Raw genomic sequence first — 16,959 nt, 5'->3', positions numbered from 1 at the left:
GGGTAAATTCCCTTCTTATCAGGGGGCTGGGCCGTATCGCTATGTCAACGCTAATGCAACCGTCGCTCGCAGGCCTCACCGGCCTGGCGCGCAGACTGGTATCGGAAGATGTGCTCCCGGAGACCGATGTTCGCCGGGCCGTAGCCGAGTCGACCCAGGGAAAGGCCTCGCTCACCGCCTGGCTGCTGGACAACAACCTAGTAGACAGCGCGCGACTCACACGCATCGCCTCCGACGAGTTCGGCATGCCAATGATGGATGTAAGCGCCCTGGTTCCGGCCAATCTGCCGTTGAACCTGATCAGCGAAGCGCTGATCAACAAGCACAAGGCGCTGCCGCTGTTCAAGCGCGGCAAGCGATTGTTCGTCGGCATTGCCGATCCGATGCAATCGCATGCGCTGGACGAGATCAAGTTCCACTCCAACTGCATGGTGGAACCGATCCTGGTCGATCGCAATCAGCTCCTGCGGGTCATCGAAACCGCGCTCAATGCGATGAGCAACGCCATGCCCGAGATGGGCGGCGGCGATTTCGATGAATTGACGCTGGAAGGCGGCGACGAAGAGGCCGAATCCACCGGCATCGACGCGAACTCCAATGACGACGCTCCGGTGGTCAAGTTCGTCAACAAGATCCTGGTCGACGCGATCAAGCGCGGCGCCTCGGACATCCATTTCGAACCGTTCGAAACCCAGTATCGCGTGCGCTTGCGCATGGATGGCATGTTGCGCGCTGTCGCCAGCCCGCCGATGAAGCTCGCCGCGCGCATTTCCTCCCGCATCAAGGTGATGTCGGGCCTGGACATCGCCGAGCGCCGCGTGCCGCAGGACGGACGTATCAAGCTCAATTTGTCCAAGAGCCGCTCGGTCGACTTCCGCGTCAGCACGCTGCCCACGCTGTTCGGCGAAAAGATTGTGCTGCGTATTCTGGACGGTTCTGCCGCCAAGCTGGGCATCGATGTTCTGGGCTACGAGGAAGCGCAAAAGCAACTCTATGTCGATGCCATCCATAAACCCTATGGCATGGTGCTGGTAACCGGCCCCACCGGCTCAGGTAAGACAGTATCGCTCTATACGGCGCTCAACATTCTCAACACCGCCGAGCGCAACATCTCGACCGTGGAAGACCCGGTTGAAATTCGCGTCGAGGGCATCAACCAGGTCCAGCAGAACGTCAAGCGCGGCATGACCTTCGCCGCGGCGCTGCGTTCCTTCCTGCGACAAGATCCGGACGTAATCATGGTCGGCGAAATCCGCGACCTGGAAACGGCGGAAATTGCCATCAAGGCGGCGCAGACCGGCCATATGGTGCTCTCGACGCTGCATACCAACGACGCGCCGCAGACCATTTCGCGCATGATGAACATGGGCATTGCGCCTTACAACATCACCTCGTCGGTAACGCTGGTCATTGCGCAGCGCCTGGCGCGTCGTCTGCACGAATGCAAGCGCCCCATCGAGTTGCCGCCCAAGACGTTGCTGGACGCCGGCTTCACACAGGCCGATATCGACGCCGGCCTGGTCGTCTATGAAGCGGTCGGCTGCGATAGCTGCAATGAGGGCTACAAGGGCCGTGTTGGTATTTACCAGGTGATGCCGATGCTGGAAGAGATCCAGAAGATCATCCTCCACGGCGGTAATACGCTGCAGATTGCCGAAGCGGCCAAGAATGCCGGAGTGAACGATCTGCGTGCATCGGCGTTGTTGAAGGTCAAGAAGGGTATGACCAGCCTGGCCGAGATCGACCGCGTCACCAAGGATTGATCCCGGTATTGGCCGATATGGCCGCCGGGTTGGGCAGTCCGTCGCACCGAACTTGCGTCCGGTGCCACGAATTAGTCCGGGGGAATGACTTAAGCTGCACCGATAAGACGGCCGCCATCCTGAGGCGGTCCGACCGTACCAGCAGGGGGAAATGCCATGGCCGCGGCCACCGCTAAGAACGTCAAGTCGCTCGGCGCCCAGCGCGCCGAGATCAGCCAGCTGACCACGTACGACTGGATCGCCCTGGACAAGCGCGGCAAGCGCATGAAGGGCGACATGGCGGCCAAGAATGCTTCGCTGGTCAAGGCGGAGCTGCGCCGGCAGGGCATGAACCCACAGACCGTGAAGGAGCGCGGCAAGCCGCTGTTCGGGGCCACCGGCAGCACGGTCAAGCCTCGCGACGTCGCCATCTTCAGCCGCCAGATCGCCACCATGATGGCCTCGGGCGTACCGATGGTGCAGTCCTTCGAGATCATCGCCGATGGCCAGAAGAACATCCGCTTCAAGAACATGTTGACGGATGTGAAGCAGACCATCGAGGGTGGTTCGGCCCTGCACGAAGCGCTGGCGAAATACCCCGTCGAATTCGACGAGCTTTATCGAAACCTGGTTCACGCAGGCGAGGCTTCGGGCGTACTGGACACCGTGCTGGACACGGTGGCCACGTACAAGGAACGCACCGAGGCGATCAAGGCCAAGATCAAGAAGGCGCTGTTCTATCCGGTCATGGTTCTTGCGGTTGCGCTGCTCGTCAGCATGATCATGCTGCTGTTCGTGGTGCCGGTGTTCGCGCAGACCTTCAAGGATGCGGGCGCGGAATTGCCTGCGCCGACCCAGATCGTCATCAGCGCCTCTGAATTCATGAAGGCCTATTGGTGGGTCGTGATTGGTGGCATCGTCGGCGGCGTCGTCGCGCTCGTTATGGCGAAGAAGCGATCCGTCAAGTTCGCCCACTTCCTTGACCGACTGATGCTGAAGCTTCCGGTGATCGGCAACATTCTTCGCCAATCGGCGATTGCCCGTTTTTCCCGCACGCTCGGCGTGACTTTTCGAGCCGGCGTTCCGCTGGTGGAAGCACTCGATGCCGTGGCCGGTGCCACGGGCAGCGTAGTCTATGGCGATGCTGTCAAACAGATGCGTGAAGACGTAGCCGTCGGTCATCAGCTGCAGCTCTCCATGCGGCAAACCGGCGTATTCCCGAACATGGTTGTGCAGATGACGGCCATCGGTGAAGAATCGGGTGCGCTCGACCACATGCTGTTCAAGGTGGCCGAGTTCTACGAAGAAGAAGTAAACAACGCGGTAGACACACTCGCGACGCTGCTCGAGCCCCTGATCATGGTGATCCTCGGCGTGCTCGTAGGCGGCATGGTTATTTCGCTCTACCTGCCCATCTTCAAGCTCGCGTCCACCGTGTAAGCTCGGGTTATCCGGGCCCCTCTCCTGCCGGGAGAGGGGCCTTTTTCGTATTGCATCCGTCGGATTTGCACATGCTTGAACTCCCTCTCTGGGGCTGGATCGTTGCGGCAGCCGTGCTCGGCCTGCTGGTGGGCAGCTTCCTCAACGTGGTGATTCTTCGCCTGCCCGAACGCCTGATGGCCCAGTGGCGACTCGATGCCTTCGACACGCTGGCCATGGAGCCCGACAGCACTTCGTTGCCTCCCGGCATCGTGCGCGAGCCCTCGCATTGCCCTCACTGCAAGCATCCGCTCTCAGCCCGCGACAACATTCCCTTGTTTGGATGGCTGCTGTTGGGCGGCCGCTGCCGCTACTGCAAGACGTCCATTTCCATTCAGTACCCGCTGGTTGAACTGCTCAGCGGCCTGGCCAGCGCGGTCATTGTCTGGAAGTTCGGACCCAGCTGGCCGGCCGTGGCAGGACTGGTGTTCACCTGGATGCTCATTGCGCTGGCTGGCATCGATTTCCGCACGCAGTATCTGCCCGATCAGTTGAACTACCCGCTGCTCTGGCTGGGCCTGCTGCTCAGCCTTGTGGCGATGTTCGTGTCGCCGAACACCGCGATACTCGGCGCCGCGATTGGCTACCTCAGCCTGTGGAGCGTGTACTGGCTGTTCAAGCTGCTGACCGGCAAGGAAGGCATGGGCTATGGTGACTTCAAGCTGCTCGCCGCGCTTGGTGCGTGGATGGGCCCCACGGCGCTGCTGCCGGTAATCCTGCTTTCGTCCTTCATCGGCGCCATCGTGGGCGGCAGCATGATCGCGCTGCACAAGCATGGGCGTGATATTCCCATGCCGTTCGGCCCGTTTATTGCGGCGGCAGGATGGACCTGGTTCGTCGCCGGCGAATGGCTGCTGCAGCAGTACATGCAGCTGACGGGCATGCATTGACCGCGCCTCGCGCCAGCTATGTGGTCGCCCTCACTGGCGGCATCGCCGCCGGCAAGAGTGCGGTGTCGCGACGGTTCGAAGCGCTGGGCATCCATGTCTACGATGCGGATGTCGCGGCGCGTGAAGTGATTGCTGCGGGATCGGAGGGCCTGGCGGCCGTCGTCGCGCACTTCGGTGGCGATGTACTCGATGCCAGCGGTCAGCTGGATCGCAGCGCCATGCGGCAACGCGTGTTCGGCAACGATGCGGAACGGCGCGCGCTCGAAGCCATCACTCATCCGCGCATTCGCCAGTGGCTGCATGAACACGTCGCGGCAGATCGCGGCCCCTATTGCATGCTGGCGATCCCGTTGCTCGCCGAGAATCATGACCACTACCGCTGGGTGGATCGCGTTTTGGTGGTGGATGTGCCCGAGTCAGTGCAGCTGGAACGACTGACACGGCGCGATGGTATCGACGAGGCCCTGGCCTGGCGGATGATCGAGCGCCAGGCGCGCCGCGAACAGCGCCTGTCACTGGCCCATGACGTGATCGAAAACAGCGGTGACGAATCCGCGCTGGACCGTGCGGTGGTTGAGTTGCATGCACGCTACCTGGCTTTCGCTCAAGCGAAACCTTGAGCCGCGGTCACCAGAATCCGCGGATGCCGGCCACGCCCTGCCCGCCCGCGTGTCTTGCCCTTTCGAGCTCCTGCAGCGTCATGCCGCCAAGCGCATAGACAGGCAAGGGCGAGCTGTCGATCAAATGTTCGAAGGCAGCCCAACCCATGGGCGTCGCGTCAGGATGGGTGGCCGTCGCGGCTACCGGAGAGAGCGTGGCGAAGTCGACGATGTTCATCGCCCGCTGCAGATCCGCTGCATGATGACAACTCGCGCCCACCCATTGCCCCGTGGGCAAGGGTCGCTCCTGCCAGTTCGCGAGTTGCGCTGCCTTGAGCTGAACTCCGGCGCCCGCGCCCAGCGCCAGCGCGCCTTCGACGTCACCACTCAACAGCAGATGAGCGTCCACGGCACGCGCTTCGATCAACAGACTGGCCGCCAGCTCCCGTACCAGTGCCGTTGACCACTGCGGGAAGCGCAGCAGCACCATGCGCTCGCCTGCCGCCATGGCGCCTCGAATCCGTTGCTGCCATTGGTTGAACGCCGACGATGGGACATCGGCGGTGATCGCGTAGCGCGTGGGCAGTTGGAGTGCGCGCAGGATATGCCGGTCCGCTGGCGTGAGCAGATCCGCGTCGACGGATGCCGGGGCAATCCAGCGCAGCGCCTGGCCATCCAGCGATGCTGGCTCGCCCTGCCATCGACGCACGATGCGGGCATCCAGCAACAGCGAGCGTTCGCCGTAACGCCAGGGCACGCGGATCAGTGGTGCCTCGACGCTAGCCTCGACGCCCAGCTCTTCGCGCAACTCGCGCACCAGACCGTCGACCGGCGTTTCGCCAGCCTCCAGTTTTCCACCGGGGAATTCCCATAGACCGGCCAGATGCTTGCCGGGGGGGCGCTGCGCCAGCAGCACGCGCCCTTGCGGATCGAGCATGACGCCAGCCATGACATGCATGGCGGCCGTCGTCGGAGCAGGCATCGCCTTGGCTCAGTCGTTGCGGATGTACTCGACCATGTCGAAGTCGTACGCGTGGGTACCGTCCTTCTTGTGGTGCACGCGGGACACTTCGGTCCAGTCGCTGAAATGCACGCCCGGGAAGAACGTGTCCGCGCCATCCACCGCGCCATTGACCCAGGTGAGGTACAGGCGCTTGGCGGCCGGCAGGGCCTCACGGTAGATCTCGCCGCCGCCGATCACCATCAGGCCGGTGCCTCCGGCGCGAGCCGTACCCTCGGCTAGGGAACGAACGGTGACCTGACCCGGAAACGGCGCTTCGTGCTTGCGGCTCATCACCAGGTTGGTGCGGTCCGGCAGCGGTCGGCCGATCGCCACCGCGGTGTTGTAGCCCATCAGCACGTACTTGCCGAGCGTGAGCTCCTTGAACCAGCGCAGGTCGTCCGGCAGGTGCCAGGGCAACTGGCCCTTGCGGCCAATAGCGAAGTTCTCATCCAGCGCGGCAATCAGCGAAATAGCCATGGAAATCCTTGCATTCATCGACAGTGTTGACCACCGCGCCGCCGTCCAGGGGCGTGGCGCGGCGCCGATCTTAGCAGGACCGGGGGCCGAACCCGGCAAGTGACAGCGTGCCGGGCTTACACGGCCACCGGCGCCTTGATGGCGCCATGCGGTTCGTAGCCCACGATCGCGATGTCCTCATAGCGGAAATCGAAAATCGAGCGAACCTCCGGGTTGAGCTCCAGCCGGGGCAGCGCCCGCGGCTCGCGGCTCAACTGCAGTCGCGCCTGCTCTACGTGATTGTTGTAGAGATGGGCGTCACCCAACGTATGTACGAAATCACCCACCCCCAGGTTGCATACCTGGGCGATCATATGGGTCAGCAGCGCGTAGCTGGCGATGTTGAACGGCACGCCGAGGAAGATGTCGCCCGAACGCTGGTACAGCTGGCAGCTGAGCTTGCCGTCCGCCACGTAGAACTGGAACAGCGCATGGCACGGCATCAGCGCCATTTTCGGCAGTTCGCCGACGTTCCACGCGCTCACCAGCAGGCGGCGGGAATCCGGGTTGCGCTTGATCTCCTCCACCACCCAGCGGATCTGGTCGACCACACCGCCGTCGGCGGTGGGCCAGGCACGCCACTGTTGTCCGTAGACCGGTCCCAGGTTGCCATCGGCGTCGGCCCATTCGTCCCAGATGCTGACGCCGTTCTGCTTGAGGTAGGCGATATTGGTGTCGCCCTGCAGGAACCAGATCAGCTCGTGGATGATCGATTTGAGGTGCAGCTTCTTGGTGGTGACCAGCGGGAAGCCTTCGGCCAGATCAAAGCGCATCTGCCAGCCGAACACGCTGCGCGTACCGGTGCCCGTGCGATCGGCCTTTTCGGTGCCGTGATCGAGCACGTGCTGCAGCAGGTCGAGATAGGCGCGCACGGCTTACTCCTTGGTGGGCAGCGAAACGTTGTACGGACGCATGGTCGGCGCGTTGCGCGACATCACCATCAGCACCAGACCGATCAAGATCAGCGGCAAGGACTGAATCTGTCCCATCGTCAGCCAGCCCCACGCGAGGTAACCAAGCTGCGGATCGGGCACGCGCACGAATTCCACGCCAAAGCGGAAGCAGCCATACAGCAGCGCGAACAGTCCCGAGATGAGATAGCGCGGCCGCGGCTTGATCGACACCAGGAACAGCACGGTGAACATCACCACGCCCTCCAGCAGCATTTCATAGAGCTGCGAGGGATGGCGCGGCAAGCCGTTGAACTGAGCCAGGGCAGCCTGCCACTGCGGATGTGTCGCGGCCCAGTCCACGTCGGCGGAGCGGGCGTTGGGGAAGATCATCGCCCAGGAAACGGTATCGGGCTTGCCCCACAGCTCGCCGTTGATGAAATTGCCGAGGCGGCCCAGCCCCAGACCTACCGGTACGATCGGCGCCACGAAATCGATCGTGTCGAAGAAATGGATGTCGTTGCGGCGCGACCACCACCAACCCGCCGTCAGCACGCCCAGCAGGCCGCCGTGGAAGCTCATGCCGCCGTCCCACACGCGAAACAGCGCGAGCGGATCGGTCCAGATCCAGTGGATATCGGCGTAAAACAGCATGTACCAGATACGACCGCCGACGATCACGCCCATCATCGCGTAGAACGCCAGATCGCCGAGCGCATCGCGCGATACCGGCAGGCGGCCGCGCCGACGGCGGTATTCGGCGAGCAGCCATGCGCCCAGGAACCCGCCCAGATACATCAAGCCATACCAGTGGATCTGAAGCGGCCCCAGCTTGAAAGCGACGGGATCGAAGGCGACGGTGAAGGGCTGCGTCATGGGCACACGGGCTGGCGGCAAAGCGCGAGTGTAGCGGGCAGCGCTGCTGGAGGGCATCGGGTCCATGCCTTTGGTGCGCTGACGCGATGCTGATACTCCCGACAGGCGACTAGATCAGCGCTTGCACAGAAATTTCTTAGGCACCCACCCGGGAACCAACTAGCAGCTGACTGTTGCATCAGGGTTGCACCTACCCGTCACTTTGTTTTAACTTCGGGATTACATCGCCTGTCCCCCAAGCCTGGCGATGCCACGGTGCGCACCCCTTCCCCAGGGTTGTTCGCGCCATCCCCATACCCAGATGTCCAGCCCTCGCGAGCTGGCTGATGGCTATTTTTTGTTCGGAGTTCCAACAATGAAGCAAAAGACCCTGCTGGCTACTGCCATCGCCGCAGCGCTCGTGCTGCAGACGTGGTCGGTGGCCGCACAGGATGCCGCTCCTGCCCCGGCTGAACAGTCCTCGGCCAAGAGCCTCGAGACCGTCACCGTCACCGGCTCGCGCATTCGCAGCGTTGACGTGGAAACCTCGCAGCCTGTGTTCACCATGGACCGCGCGGCGATCCAGGCCACCGGCCTGACCAACGTCAACGACATCCTGGCCCGCATGCCGTCGGCCGGTACTCCGGACATCACCCCGCAGGACACGCTGTCCTCGGGCGCTGACGTCGGCGGTCGCTACGTCAACATTCGCAACCTGGGTTCGCAGCGCACCCTGGTGCTGGTCAATGGCCGTCGCTGGAGCACCAGCCTCTCGGGCCTGACCGACCTGTCGACCATTCCCGTCTCGATGATCGAGCGCATTGACATCCTCAAGGATGGCGCCTCCTCCATCTACGGCTCCGACGCCATCGGCGGCGTGGTCAACATCATCACCAAGGAGAAGTTCGACGGCGCCGAAGCCACGGTCTACTACGGCCAGAACGGCAAGGGCGACGGCGAGACGCAGAACTACGACTTCACCTGGGGTCACTCGACCGAGAAGAACTCGATCATCGTCGGCGCTTCGTACCAGAACACCGATCCGATGTGGAACAGCGAGCGTCCCGAGACCTCGTACGCACAGGGTCCGCGTCACCCGACGGCTGGCCTGGGCCTGGGCCCGTACGGCCGCGTGGTCGATCCGACCACGGGCGACCAGTACGTCTACAACCACGGCTCGCAGACGACGACGGCAGGCGCGCCGACCGGCTACCACCTGTACGACCCCAACAGCACGGCCGACAAGTACAACACGCAGCAGGACATGACCTTCCGCGCCGGCACCAAGCTGAAGAACCTGTACCTGCAGGACCGCTACAAGCTCACCGACAACATCACGCTGCGCGCGGCCGCCAGCTACAGCTCGCGCGATACCTCGAGCCAGCTCGCCGGTTACCCGTTCCAGTCGGGCGCGGCTGATGAGCCGATCCTGATCAGCGGCCAGAACGCCTACAACCCGTTCCCGGGCCAGGACGTCGAGTTCTTCCGCCGCACGGTGGAAATGCCCCGCGTCACCAACGTCCAGTCCAATCTTGCGCACATCGACCTGGGCGCCGAAGGTTACTTCCAGTTCCTGAACCACGATTGGTCGTGGGACGCTGGTTTCACCTACGACGCCAACAAGATCCGCATCCAGGGCAGCGGCAACATCTATCTGCCCAATGCCCGCGCCGCGCTGGGCCCGACGACCACCATCAACGGCCAGGTCGCCTGCGCCAGCGCCGCTGATCGCGCCGCCGGTTGCGTGCCCTGGAACATCCTCGCCGGTCCGGGCGGCACGCCGCAGTCGGTGTGGAACTACCTGAACTACAACAGCACCGATCGCCAGGCCAGCTACACCTCCGACTGGTCCGCCAACGTGTCCGGCGGTCTGTTCGACCTGCCGGCCGGCACGGTCAACCTGGCCGTGGGCGTGGAGCATCGCGGCGAAAAGGGCGTCTTCCGTCCCGACGCAGGCGATGCCGCCGGCCTGACCACCAACCTGGCCAGCGCACCGACCAACGGCGCGTACAACACCAACGAAGCGTACGCCGAGCTTGACGTGCCTCTGCTGCGTGACCTGCCGGGTGCGCAGGAGCTGGGCATCAATATCGCCAGCCGCTACTCGCACTACAGCAACTTCGGCAGCACCACCAACAACAAGTACAGCTTCCGCTACCGTCCGTTCGCGGACCTGCTGGTTCGCGGTACCTGGGCCCAGGGCTTCCGTGCACCGACCATCAGCGATCTGGATGGCGGCATCGGCCAGAGCTTCGAAACCTTCCTGGATCCGTGTGACTCGGCCTACGGCGCTGCCGCGACCAACTCGCAGGTCAAGGCTCGCTGCGCCGCCGCTGGCGTGCCGGCGAACTATCGCCAGGTCGACCAGACCGGTGCGCAGGTCGCCAGCACTGCCGGTGGCCAGACGCCGGTGGCGTTCCTCTCCGGTTCGAACCCGAACCTGAAGCCGGAAACCTCGATCACCCGTACGCTGGGCATGGTCTACAGCCCGCACTACGTGGAAGGCCTGGACTTCACGGTCGACTACTACAACATCTACGTGAAGAACATCATCTCGTCGGTGCTTGCACAGAACATCGTCGACTACTGCTACATCAACGGCGACCAGAACTTCTGCAACAACTTCCAGCGCACGCCGACGGCGACCTCGAACCTCGCAGCAGGCTCGATCTCCTCGCTCAACGAAGGCCTGGCCAACCTGGGCACGCTCAAGACCGAAGGTTACGACGTCGGTATCCACTACCGTCTGCCGGAAACCTCGTTCGGCCGCTTCCGCATCGCTTCGGACAGCACCTACCTGACCAAGTACGAAGTGGTCAGCGGTCCGGGCGCGACGCCGCAGGATCTGGTCGGCTTCATGTCGGGCGGCACCGCCGGCGGCACGGGCGAAGACGGCATGTACCGTCTGCGTTCGAACCTGCAGGTGGATTGGGATTACAAGCAGTTTGGCGCCAGCTGGACGGTGCGTTACTACGCCGGCCTGAAGGACAGCTGCTACACCGCGACCGTCGAGTGCTCCTCGCCGGATTACACCAATCCGTGGTGGGGCACCTATGGCATGAGCCAGAAGGGTTCGGTCGCGTTCAACGACGCACAGTTCCGCTACACCGCTCCGTGGAAGGGTACGTTCTCTGTGGGTGTGAACAACATCTTCAACAAGAAGGGTCCGTACTGCTGCGGTCGCGCACAAGTGCGCTCCTACAAGGTCGCTGCGGCCGTGTAGGAGCGCACTTGTGCGCGACCCGCCTTGCGCCGTTCGCAAAACAATCAGAGCAATACCGGCCTATCCGGCAATTCGTCCCGCGCATCTTTGTCATTGCCCGGAAAATGCCGCACGAGCAACGCATGCGCCTCGGCAATGCCGTCCAGGCAACCCGGCCGCCACTCGCCGCGGGCGAAGCGCGCCAGCATGTGATCGCGAATCGCATCCCATTCGGATGGTGCGACCACGGCAGCCACGCCGCGGTCGGCAAGAATCACTACGCGGTGCTCCGCCATGAGGATGTAAATCAGCACGCCGCTGTTGTGCTGGGTATCCCATACGTGCAGTTGCGCAAACACCTGCCGTGCGCGGTGTTCTGCGGTCATGCCGGCAAATACCGCGCCGGGCGCCAGCCGCGATTCGATGGCAAAGCACACCTCGCCGTGATGATCGCGCTCACCCTGCGCGATCGCACCGGCCATCTCGTCGAGCAGGCTCTTGGGAAAGCGCTGGCGCAGCTGGAACCAGCCGTCGAACAGATTCATCAGCAGACGTTGTGTGCGCGACATGTCACCAGCTCCCCGATGAACCACCACCGCCGAAACTGCCGCCGCCTCCGCTGAAGCCGCCGCCTCCGCTGCCGCCGCCAAAACCTCCGCCACCACCAAAACCGCCGCCGCCGAAGCCGCCAAAGCCGCCCCATCCGCCGCCACCGATGGAGCGCCCTCCTCCCCCTGGCAGCAGCATCAGCACGCCGCCGATAAGCGCTCCAAAAATGCCGGCGCCCAGCGATGCAGCCAGCAACCACACCAGACCGCCGGTGATCGCAGCACCTATGGGCGTGCGCAACCAGACGGTGGTGCGACCCAAGACGCTGCGCAGGAAGAACGCCGCGAACGCGCCGATCAACAAGACGTGGCCAAAATCGATGCCACGACGGCGCTCGCGATTGCCACTCTCCACCGGCGGTGGCAGCGCCTCGCCATTGACCAGCTGAGTGAGCGCGCCCATGGCGTCGTGGATGCCGCCAAAATAATCATTGGTGCGGAATTTTGGCGCGATGTATTCGCGAATGATGCGCGCCGTGGCCGCATCGGGCACGGCGCCTTCCAGCCCATAACCCACTTCGATGCGAACGCGCCGATCGTTCTTGGCCACCAGCAACAGCAGGCCGTCGTCCGTGCCCTTGCGGCCGATCTTGTTGGCTTCCGCCACGGCCAGTGAATATTCCGCGATGTCCTGCGGCTGCGTGGTGGGCACCATCAGCACGACCAGCTGCGCGCCCTTGGTCTTTTCCAGTGACACCAGCTGTGCATCGAGCTGGTCGACCTGTTGCGGCGTGAGCGTGCCGGTGAGGTCGGTGACATGCCGGGTGAGCGTGGGAACGGTTTCGTCGGCATGCAGCAGCGCTGGCGGCAGCAAGGCCACCGCCAGCGCGAGCAGCAGGCGCGCGATGCGCCCGGTCATGTCAATGCGCCGAGCCAGCGGGCGCCGGGCTGCCGAAGTCGACCGTCGGCGCCGTGGAAATAGCCTTCTCGTTCTCGACCGAGAAGTTCGCCTTGACCTGGTAGCCGAACATCTTCGCCGTGAGATTGTTGGGGAAGGTGCGGATCATCGAGTTGTAATCCTGCACTTCTTTCACGTAGCGGTTGCGGGCCACGGTGATGCGGTTCTCAGTGCCTTCCAGCTGCGCCTGCAGGTTCTGGAACAAACCGTCCGCCTTGAGGTTCGGATAGTTCTCGCTGACCACCATCAGGCGCGAAAGCGCGCTGGACAGCTCGCCCTGCGCCGCCTGGAACTGCTTGAGCTTCTCGGGGTTGTTCAGATCGTCGGTGGTCAGCTGCGTGCTGCCCACCTTGGCGCGCGCATTGGTGACCTCGGTGAGCACGCGTTCTTCGTGCTGGGCATAGCCCTTCACCGTATTGACCAGGTTGGGCACCAGGTCGGCGCGACGCTGGTACTGGTTGAGCACTTCGGACCAGGCCGCCTTCACCGACTCGTCCTGGCGCTGGATGGCGTTATATCCGCAGCCCGAGAGGCCGGCGGCGACCAACAGCAAGGCGAGGACACGAAGAAGTTTCATGGGGGTGCTCCAATCCGGTGGAGGGCCCATTGCAGCATCCCGCATGTGACGGCGCAATCTTACGGAGTCTTAGATTCGCTTCGAATCTTGCCCAAGCGCTCATTTACCTCACGTCTTTCCGGCGCAGGCCGGAATGACGAGCTCGCTCAGCCCACCCAGCGGGGCCACAGGATCAGCCCCCAGCTCAAGGCCGTCATGGTCAGCAGCAGGAACACCGCCGCCGACCCCATGTCCTTGGCGCGGCCGGCCAGTTCGTGAAATTCGGGGCTGACCTTGTCGACCACCGCTTCCACTGCCGAATTGAGCAGCTCGGCCGACAGCACCAGCACCGGCGGCAGGATCAGGGCGATCTTTTCCAGCGGGCCGTTGCCCAGCCAAAGGCCCAAGGGCACCAGGATCACGGCGATGCCTACCTCCATGCGGAACGAGGCCTCGTGGCGCCAGCCCGCCTGCAGTCCTTTCATGGACCACTTGAAGGCGTTCCAGATTTGCCGGGGCCCGCGGAAGCCGGTAGCGGCCATGGTGTCGTCCTCTGTGAGATTGCGGCGTGGCCGCGCCCGTGCCCGACGGGCACAAGGCCTCGATTTTGCCATATCGCCTGACGGGCGGGCAGACCGCAGGTTTCTGCATGCGGCAGTGCAACGTCAACTGAATGAATGTTGGGTTACGCTTGCCCACTTTGTGACCCCGTCAGGGGTTACGCGAGCCGGCCGCCCCGCGCGGCCGTTGTTAGAAACGCAGTACGGACAATTGAATGGCAATCCAGAATCCACCGGTCTCGCAGACCCGCTCGTTCAGCACCGTGTTCCTGATCGAGATGTGGGAGCGCTTCGGCTTCTACGGCATGCAGGTGTTGATGGTCACCTACATGATGAAGAAGCTCGGCTTCATCGATACCAAGGCCAACCTCGTATGGGGCGCGGCCGCTGCCTTGATCTACGCCACGCCCGCCATCGGCGGCTGGGTCGGCGACAAGCTCATCGGCACCCGTCGCACCATGGTCACCGGCGCGGTCGTGCTGGCACTGGGTTACGCGATGCTGTGGATTCCTTCCAACGATCCGACGCTCACTTATGTGTCGCTGGGCGTGATCATCGTCGGCAACGGCTTCTTCAAGCCCAACGCCGGCAACCTCGTGCGCAAGATCTACGAGGGCGACGACGTCCGCATCGATAGCGCGTTCACCATCTACTACATGGCGGTGAACGTCGGCTCGATGGTTTCGATGACGGCAACGCCCTGGATCCGCGACTACGTGGGCGCGCACTACGGCGACGCCATGGGATGGCATACCGCGTTCGGCGCCTGCGCCGTGGGCCTGGTGCTTGGCCTGATCAATTACTCGCTGATGCATCGCACGCTGGCCCACATCGGCTCGCCCCCGGATGAACAGCCGGTGCAGCTCAAGCGCGTGTTTGCGCTGGTCGCTGCGTCGCTGGTGCTGGTGGTGGTGGCGGCTTTCATCCTGCAGAGCCTGCTCGCCGCCAAGATCTGCGTGTACCTCGCGGGCATCGTGATCCTGGGCATCTTCGTGCACCTGATCCGCAACGCCGGCAAGGGTGAGCGCGCGGGCTTGATTGCCGCCCTGGTGCTCACCGTGCAGACGATTTTCTTCTTCATCTTCTACGCGCAGATGGCGACCTCGCTGAACCTGTTCGCGCAGAAGAACGTGAATCTCTCGTTCGACGTGTTCGGCGTCCACGTCTTCAACTGGATTCCCGAGCAGTACCAGAACCTCAACGCGATCTGGATCGTGCTGCTGAGCCCGGTGCTGGTGGCGATCTACAACGGCCTGGGCCGTGTGGGCAAGGATCCGTCGGTGGCGTTCAAGTTCGCGCTTGGCTTTGCCGCGGTGGCCATCGGTTTCTTCATGTACGGCATCGGTGCCATGAGCGCCGTCGCCGGCCAGGTGTCGTCGTGGACGATGGTCTGGGGCTACGGCTTCTACTCGCTGGGCGAGCTGCTGGTGAGCGGCCTGGGCCTGGCCATGATTGCCCGCTACGTGCCGGCGCGCATGGGCGGCTTCATGATGGGCGCCTACTACGTGGCTGTGGGTATTTCGCAGTACCTGGGCAGCGTGGTGGCCAATATCGCCGCGATGCCGGAGAACATCAGCAGCCCGGTCGAGTCGCTGAACATCTACGTGAGCCTGTTCAACAAGCTCGGTTTCGTGGGCATTGCCTGCACCGTGATCGCCGTAGTCATGCTGCCGCTGATGAACAAGCTCTCGCGCAGCCACGCTGAAGTGCATACGCCGCTGCCGGCCGTGCACAGCGAAGAAGTCTGATCGAACCCACTCGCCCCGCTCGTCGGGGCGAGTTTTTATGGGCGCCCCCCCGGCGCAAAGTGACGCAGCGGCCAGCCCCCACGCCGGGCTTATGGCCCAAACCGGCTAACATCGCCGGCATGAAACGCGCCTCCACCCAGCAACGCATCGGCCCCCGCACCCTGTTCCGCAGTCTCGCCTGGCTGCGCATCTGCGCCATTGCCGGCCAGAGCACCGCCGTGCTGGTGTGCGCGCTGTGGATGCACATGGATATCCCGCTGCTGCCGCTGATGGTCGGCATCGGGCTGTTGGCCGTGTTCGCCATGTTCGCCGCCTGGCGCCTCACCCAGCCCTGGCCCATCCGGCAGTGGGAAACCATCGTGCACGTGGGCGTCGACACGCTGGTGCTCGGCTACCTGCTGCATTTCACCGGCGGCGCGAGCAACCCGTTCATCACCCTGCTGCTGATCCCGATCGCGCTGAGCGCGGCGGCGCTGACCGTCAACGCCGTGCTGGTGGTGGCTGCGCTGGTCGGCGCGGCTTATGCGGTGCTGCTGTCCTGGTATGTACCGCTGCCCGTACCCATGCACTCCACCAGCGGCTTCTCGCTGCATGTGCTCGGCATGGGCGTGAACTTCGTAATCATGGCCGTGCTGCTGGGCTTCTTCATCAACCGGCTGGCCCGCGCCGCCCGCCTGCAGCAGATGGAAATGCAGAAGGTCCGCGAACGCGCGCTGCGCGATGAAGGCATCCTCGCCATCGCCACCCAGGCCGCCGGCGCCGCGCACGAACTCAATACGCCGCTGTCGACCATGCGCACGCTGCTGCCCGAACTTCGACGCGAGCATGCCGGCGACACAGCACTCGCCGAGGATCTCGAACTGCTGGAAGGCCAGGTGGATCGCTGCCGCACCATCCTTCGCGAAATGGTGGCCTTCGGCAAGGCACAGCTGTCGCAGGAACCCGAGCAGCTCACCGTCGACAAGTTCATCCACGGCTGCCTGGAACGCTTCCAGCTGCTGCGGCCGGAAGCCGACCTGGCCCTGGCCCTGGACCAGGAGGCCGCGCGCACCGTGCTGCGTACACCGCCGGGCCTGCGCCACGCCCTGCTCAACCTGTTGAACAACGCAGCGGACGCATCGGCGATCAACCAATCCCAGGCGGTCGCCCTCACCGTACGGCGTGATGATGGCTGGCTGGAGCTGATCGTGGCCGACCACGGCCCGGGCTTTGCCGACCCCACCGGCGAATTGTCCGAACTGGGGCGCTCGCACAAGCAGAGCGGACTGGGCATCGGCCTCGCCCTGGCCGAGGCCACCGCCGAACGCCTGGCCGGCGAGCTCATCGCGCTCAATACCGGGCACGGCGCCCAGATGCGCCTGCGCCTGCCGCTGGCGGTGATCGCCGCGCCATAATCGGCTGCGGCGGATAGCC

Annotated in this window: 15 protein-coding genes; 7 read left to right on the top strand and 8 right to left on the bottom strand. The window is 63.8% G+C overall.

The features are described 5' to 3' along the window. The first annotated feature begins 41 nt into the window (after positions 1-41). The 4 genes from pilB to coaE all read left to right on the top strand — a co-directional run bounded on the left by pilB (position 42) and on the right by coaE (position 4,731). Positions 42-1,763: a type IV-A pilus assembly ATPase PilB gene (gene pilB, locus AC1DKY_RS04650; RefSeq protein ID WP_441602549.1), complete on the top strand. Its 1,722-nt coding sequence runs from the start codon at positions 42-44 to the stop codon at positions 1,761-1,763. 156 nt (positions 1,764-1,919) lie between these two features. Beyond that, a complete protein-coding gene (locus tag AC1DKY_RS04645; RefSeq protein ID WP_441602548.1) occupies positions 1,920-3,182 on the top strand; it encodes a type II secretion system F family protein in 1,263 nt (420 codons plus the stop codon). 71 nt (positions 3,183-3,253) lie between these two features. Continuing rightward, complete coding sequence (locus AC1DKY_RS04640; RefSeq protein ID WP_441602547.1) at positions 3,254-4,111, top strand: prepilin peptidase; 858 nt, start codon at positions 3,254-3,256, stop codon at positions 4,109-4,111. Then, a complete protein-coding gene (gene coaE / locus AC1DKY_RS04635) occupies positions 4,108-4,731 on the top strand; it encodes a dephospho-CoA kinase (RefSeq protein ID WP_441602546.1) in 624 nt (207 codons plus the stop codon). The genes AC1DKY_RS04640 and coaE overlap by 4 nt, the downstream gene beginning before the upstream one ends. Positions 4,732-4,738: 7 nt before the next feature. Here coaE and AC1DKY_RS04630 read toward each other — a convergent pair whose 3' ends face one another. The 4 genes from AC1DKY_RS04630 to lgt form a co-directional block, all read right to left on the bottom strand. After that, positions 4,739-5,692 (bottom strand): Nudix family hydrolase, encoded by a 954-nt coding sequence (locus tag AC1DKY_RS04630; RefSeq protein WP_441602545.1) that lies wholly within the window; start codon positions 5,690-5,692, stop codon positions 4,739-4,741. A gap of 9 nt (positions 5,693-5,701) precedes the next feature. After that, positions 5,702-6,190: a dihydrofolate reductase gene (locus AC1DKY_RS04625; protein ID WP_441602544.1), complete on the bottom strand. Its 489-nt coding sequence runs from the start codon at positions 6,188-6,190 to the stop codon at positions 5,702-5,704. Between the two features lie 116 nt (positions 6,191-6,306). After that, positions 6,307-7,101 carry a thymidylate synthase gene (locus tag AC1DKY_RS04620; RefSeq protein WP_441602543.1) on the bottom strand — a complete coding sequence of 265 codons (795 nt, stop codon included), beginning with the start codon at positions 7,099-7,101 and terminating at the stop codon, positions 6,307-6,309. 3 nt (positions 7,102-7,104) lie between these two features. Continuing rightward, positions 7,105-7,995, bottom strand: a complete 891-nt coding sequence (lgt, locus tag AC1DKY_RS04615; RefSeq protein ID WP_441602542.1) for a prolipoprotein diacylglyceryl transferase — start codon at positions 7,993-7,995, stop codon at positions 7,105-7,107. Between the two features lie 355 nt (positions 7,996-8,350). On the opposite strand from lgt, the gene AC1DKY_RS04610 reads away from it, so the two are divergent. Beyond that, entirely contained in the window at positions 8,351-11,197 is a 2,847-nt protein-coding gene (locus AC1DKY_RS04610; RefSeq protein WP_477179882.1) for a TonB-dependent receptor plug domain-containing protein, read from the top strand. Between the two features lie 44 nt (positions 11,198-11,241). On the opposite strand, the gene AC1DKY_RS04605 is transcribed toward AC1DKY_RS04610, so the two are convergent. From AC1DKY_RS04605 to AC1DKY_RS04590, 4 genes are all read right to left on the bottom strand, one after another. After that, on the bottom strand, positions 11,242-11,745 hold the full coding sequence (locus tag AC1DKY_RS04605) for a TPM domain-containing protein (protein ID WP_441602540.1): 504 nt from the start codon (positions 11,743-11,745) through the stop codon (positions 11,242-11,244). Position 11,746: 1 nt separating this feature from the next. Then, positions 11,747-12,643, bottom strand: coding sequence for a TPM domain-containing protein (locus tag AC1DKY_RS04600; protein ID WP_441602539.1), 897 nt, complete (start codon positions 12,641-12,643; stop codon positions 11,747-11,749). A 1-nt stretch (position 12,644) separates the two neighbouring features. Continuing rightward, positions 12,645-13,259 (bottom strand): LemA family protein, encoded by a 615-nt coding sequence (locus AC1DKY_RS04595; RefSeq protein WP_441602538.1) that lies wholly within the window; start codon positions 13,257-13,259, stop codon positions 12,645-12,647. A 146-nt stretch (positions 13,260-13,405) separates the two neighbouring features. Beyond that, positions 13,406-13,780, bottom strand: a complete 375-nt coding sequence (locus AC1DKY_RS04590; RefSeq protein WP_046970359.1) for a diacylglycerol kinase — start codon at positions 13,778-13,780, stop codon at positions 13,406-13,408. Positions 13,781-14,013: 233 nt separating this feature from the next. Here AC1DKY_RS04590 and AC1DKY_RS04585 point away from each other — a divergent pair, with 233 nt between their 5' ends. Further along, positions 14,014-15,546, top strand: coding sequence for a peptide MFS transporter (locus tag AC1DKY_RS04585; RefSeq protein WP_441602537.1), 1,533 nt, complete (start codon positions 14,014-14,016; stop codon positions 15,544-15,546). A gap of 119 nt (positions 15,547-15,665) precedes the next feature. Beyond that, positions 15,666-16,940, top strand: coding sequence for an ATP-binding protein (locus tag AC1DKY_RS04580; RefSeq protein ID WP_441602536.1), 1,275 nt, complete (start codon positions 15,666-15,668; stop codon positions 16,938-16,940). Positions 16,941-16,959: the final 19 nt, after the last annotated feature.

This window comes from Dyella sp. 01N448, assembly GCF_056399225.1.
This window is presented reverse-complemented; position numbering and strand designations above follow the sequence as displayed.

Coding starts and splice junctions, on each gene's coding strand:
- pilB (WP_441602549.1), top strand. CDS start 42: ATGTCAACGCTAATGCAACCGTCGCTCGCAGGCCTCACCGGCCTGGCG.
- AC1DKY_RS04645 (WP_441602548.1), top strand. CDS start 1,920: ATGGCCGCGGCCACCGCTAAGAACGTCAAGTCGCTCGGCGCCCAGCGC.
- AC1DKY_RS04640 (WP_441602547.1), top strand. CDS start 3,254: ATGCTTGAACTCCCTCTCTGGGGCTGGATCGTTGCGGCAGCCGTGCTC.
- AC1DKY_RS04630 (WP_441602545.1), bottom strand. CDS start 5,692: ATGCCTGCTCCGACGACGGCCGCCATGCATGTCATGGCTGGCGTCATG.
- AC1DKY_RS04625 (WP_441602544.1), bottom strand. CDS start 6,190: ATGGCTATTTCGCTGATTGCCGCGCTGGATGAGAACTTCGCTATTGGC.
- lgt (WP_441602542.1), bottom strand. CDS start 7,995: ATGACGCAGCCCTTCACCGTCGCCTTCGATCCCGTCGCTTTCAAGCTG.
- AC1DKY_RS04610 (WP_477179882.1), top strand. CDS start 8,351: ATGAAGCAAAAGACCCTGCTGGCTACTGCCATCGCCGCAGCGCTCGTG.
- AC1DKY_RS04605 (WP_441602540.1), bottom strand. CDS start 11,745: ATGTCGCGCACACAACGTCTGCTGATGAATCTGTTCGACGGCTGGTTC.
- AC1DKY_RS04600 (WP_441602539.1), bottom strand. CDS start 12,643: ATGACCGGGCGCATCGCGCGCCTGCTGCTCGCGCTGGCGGTGGCCTTG.
- AC1DKY_RS04595 (WP_441602538.1), bottom strand. CDS start 13,259: ATGAAACTTCTTCGTGTCCTCGCCTTGCTGTTGGTCGCCGCCGGCCTC.
- AC1DKY_RS04590 (WP_046970359.1), bottom strand. CDS start 13,780: ATGGCCGCTACCGGCTTCCGCGGGCCCCGGCAAATCTGGAACGCCTTC.
- AC1DKY_RS04585 (WP_441602537.1), top strand. CDS start 14,014: ATGGCAATCCAGAATCCACCGGTCTCGCAGACCCGCTCGTTCAGCACC.
- AC1DKY_RS04580 (WP_441602536.1), top strand. CDS start 15,666: ATGAAACGCGCCTCCACCCAGCAACGCATCGGCCCCCGCACCCTGTTC.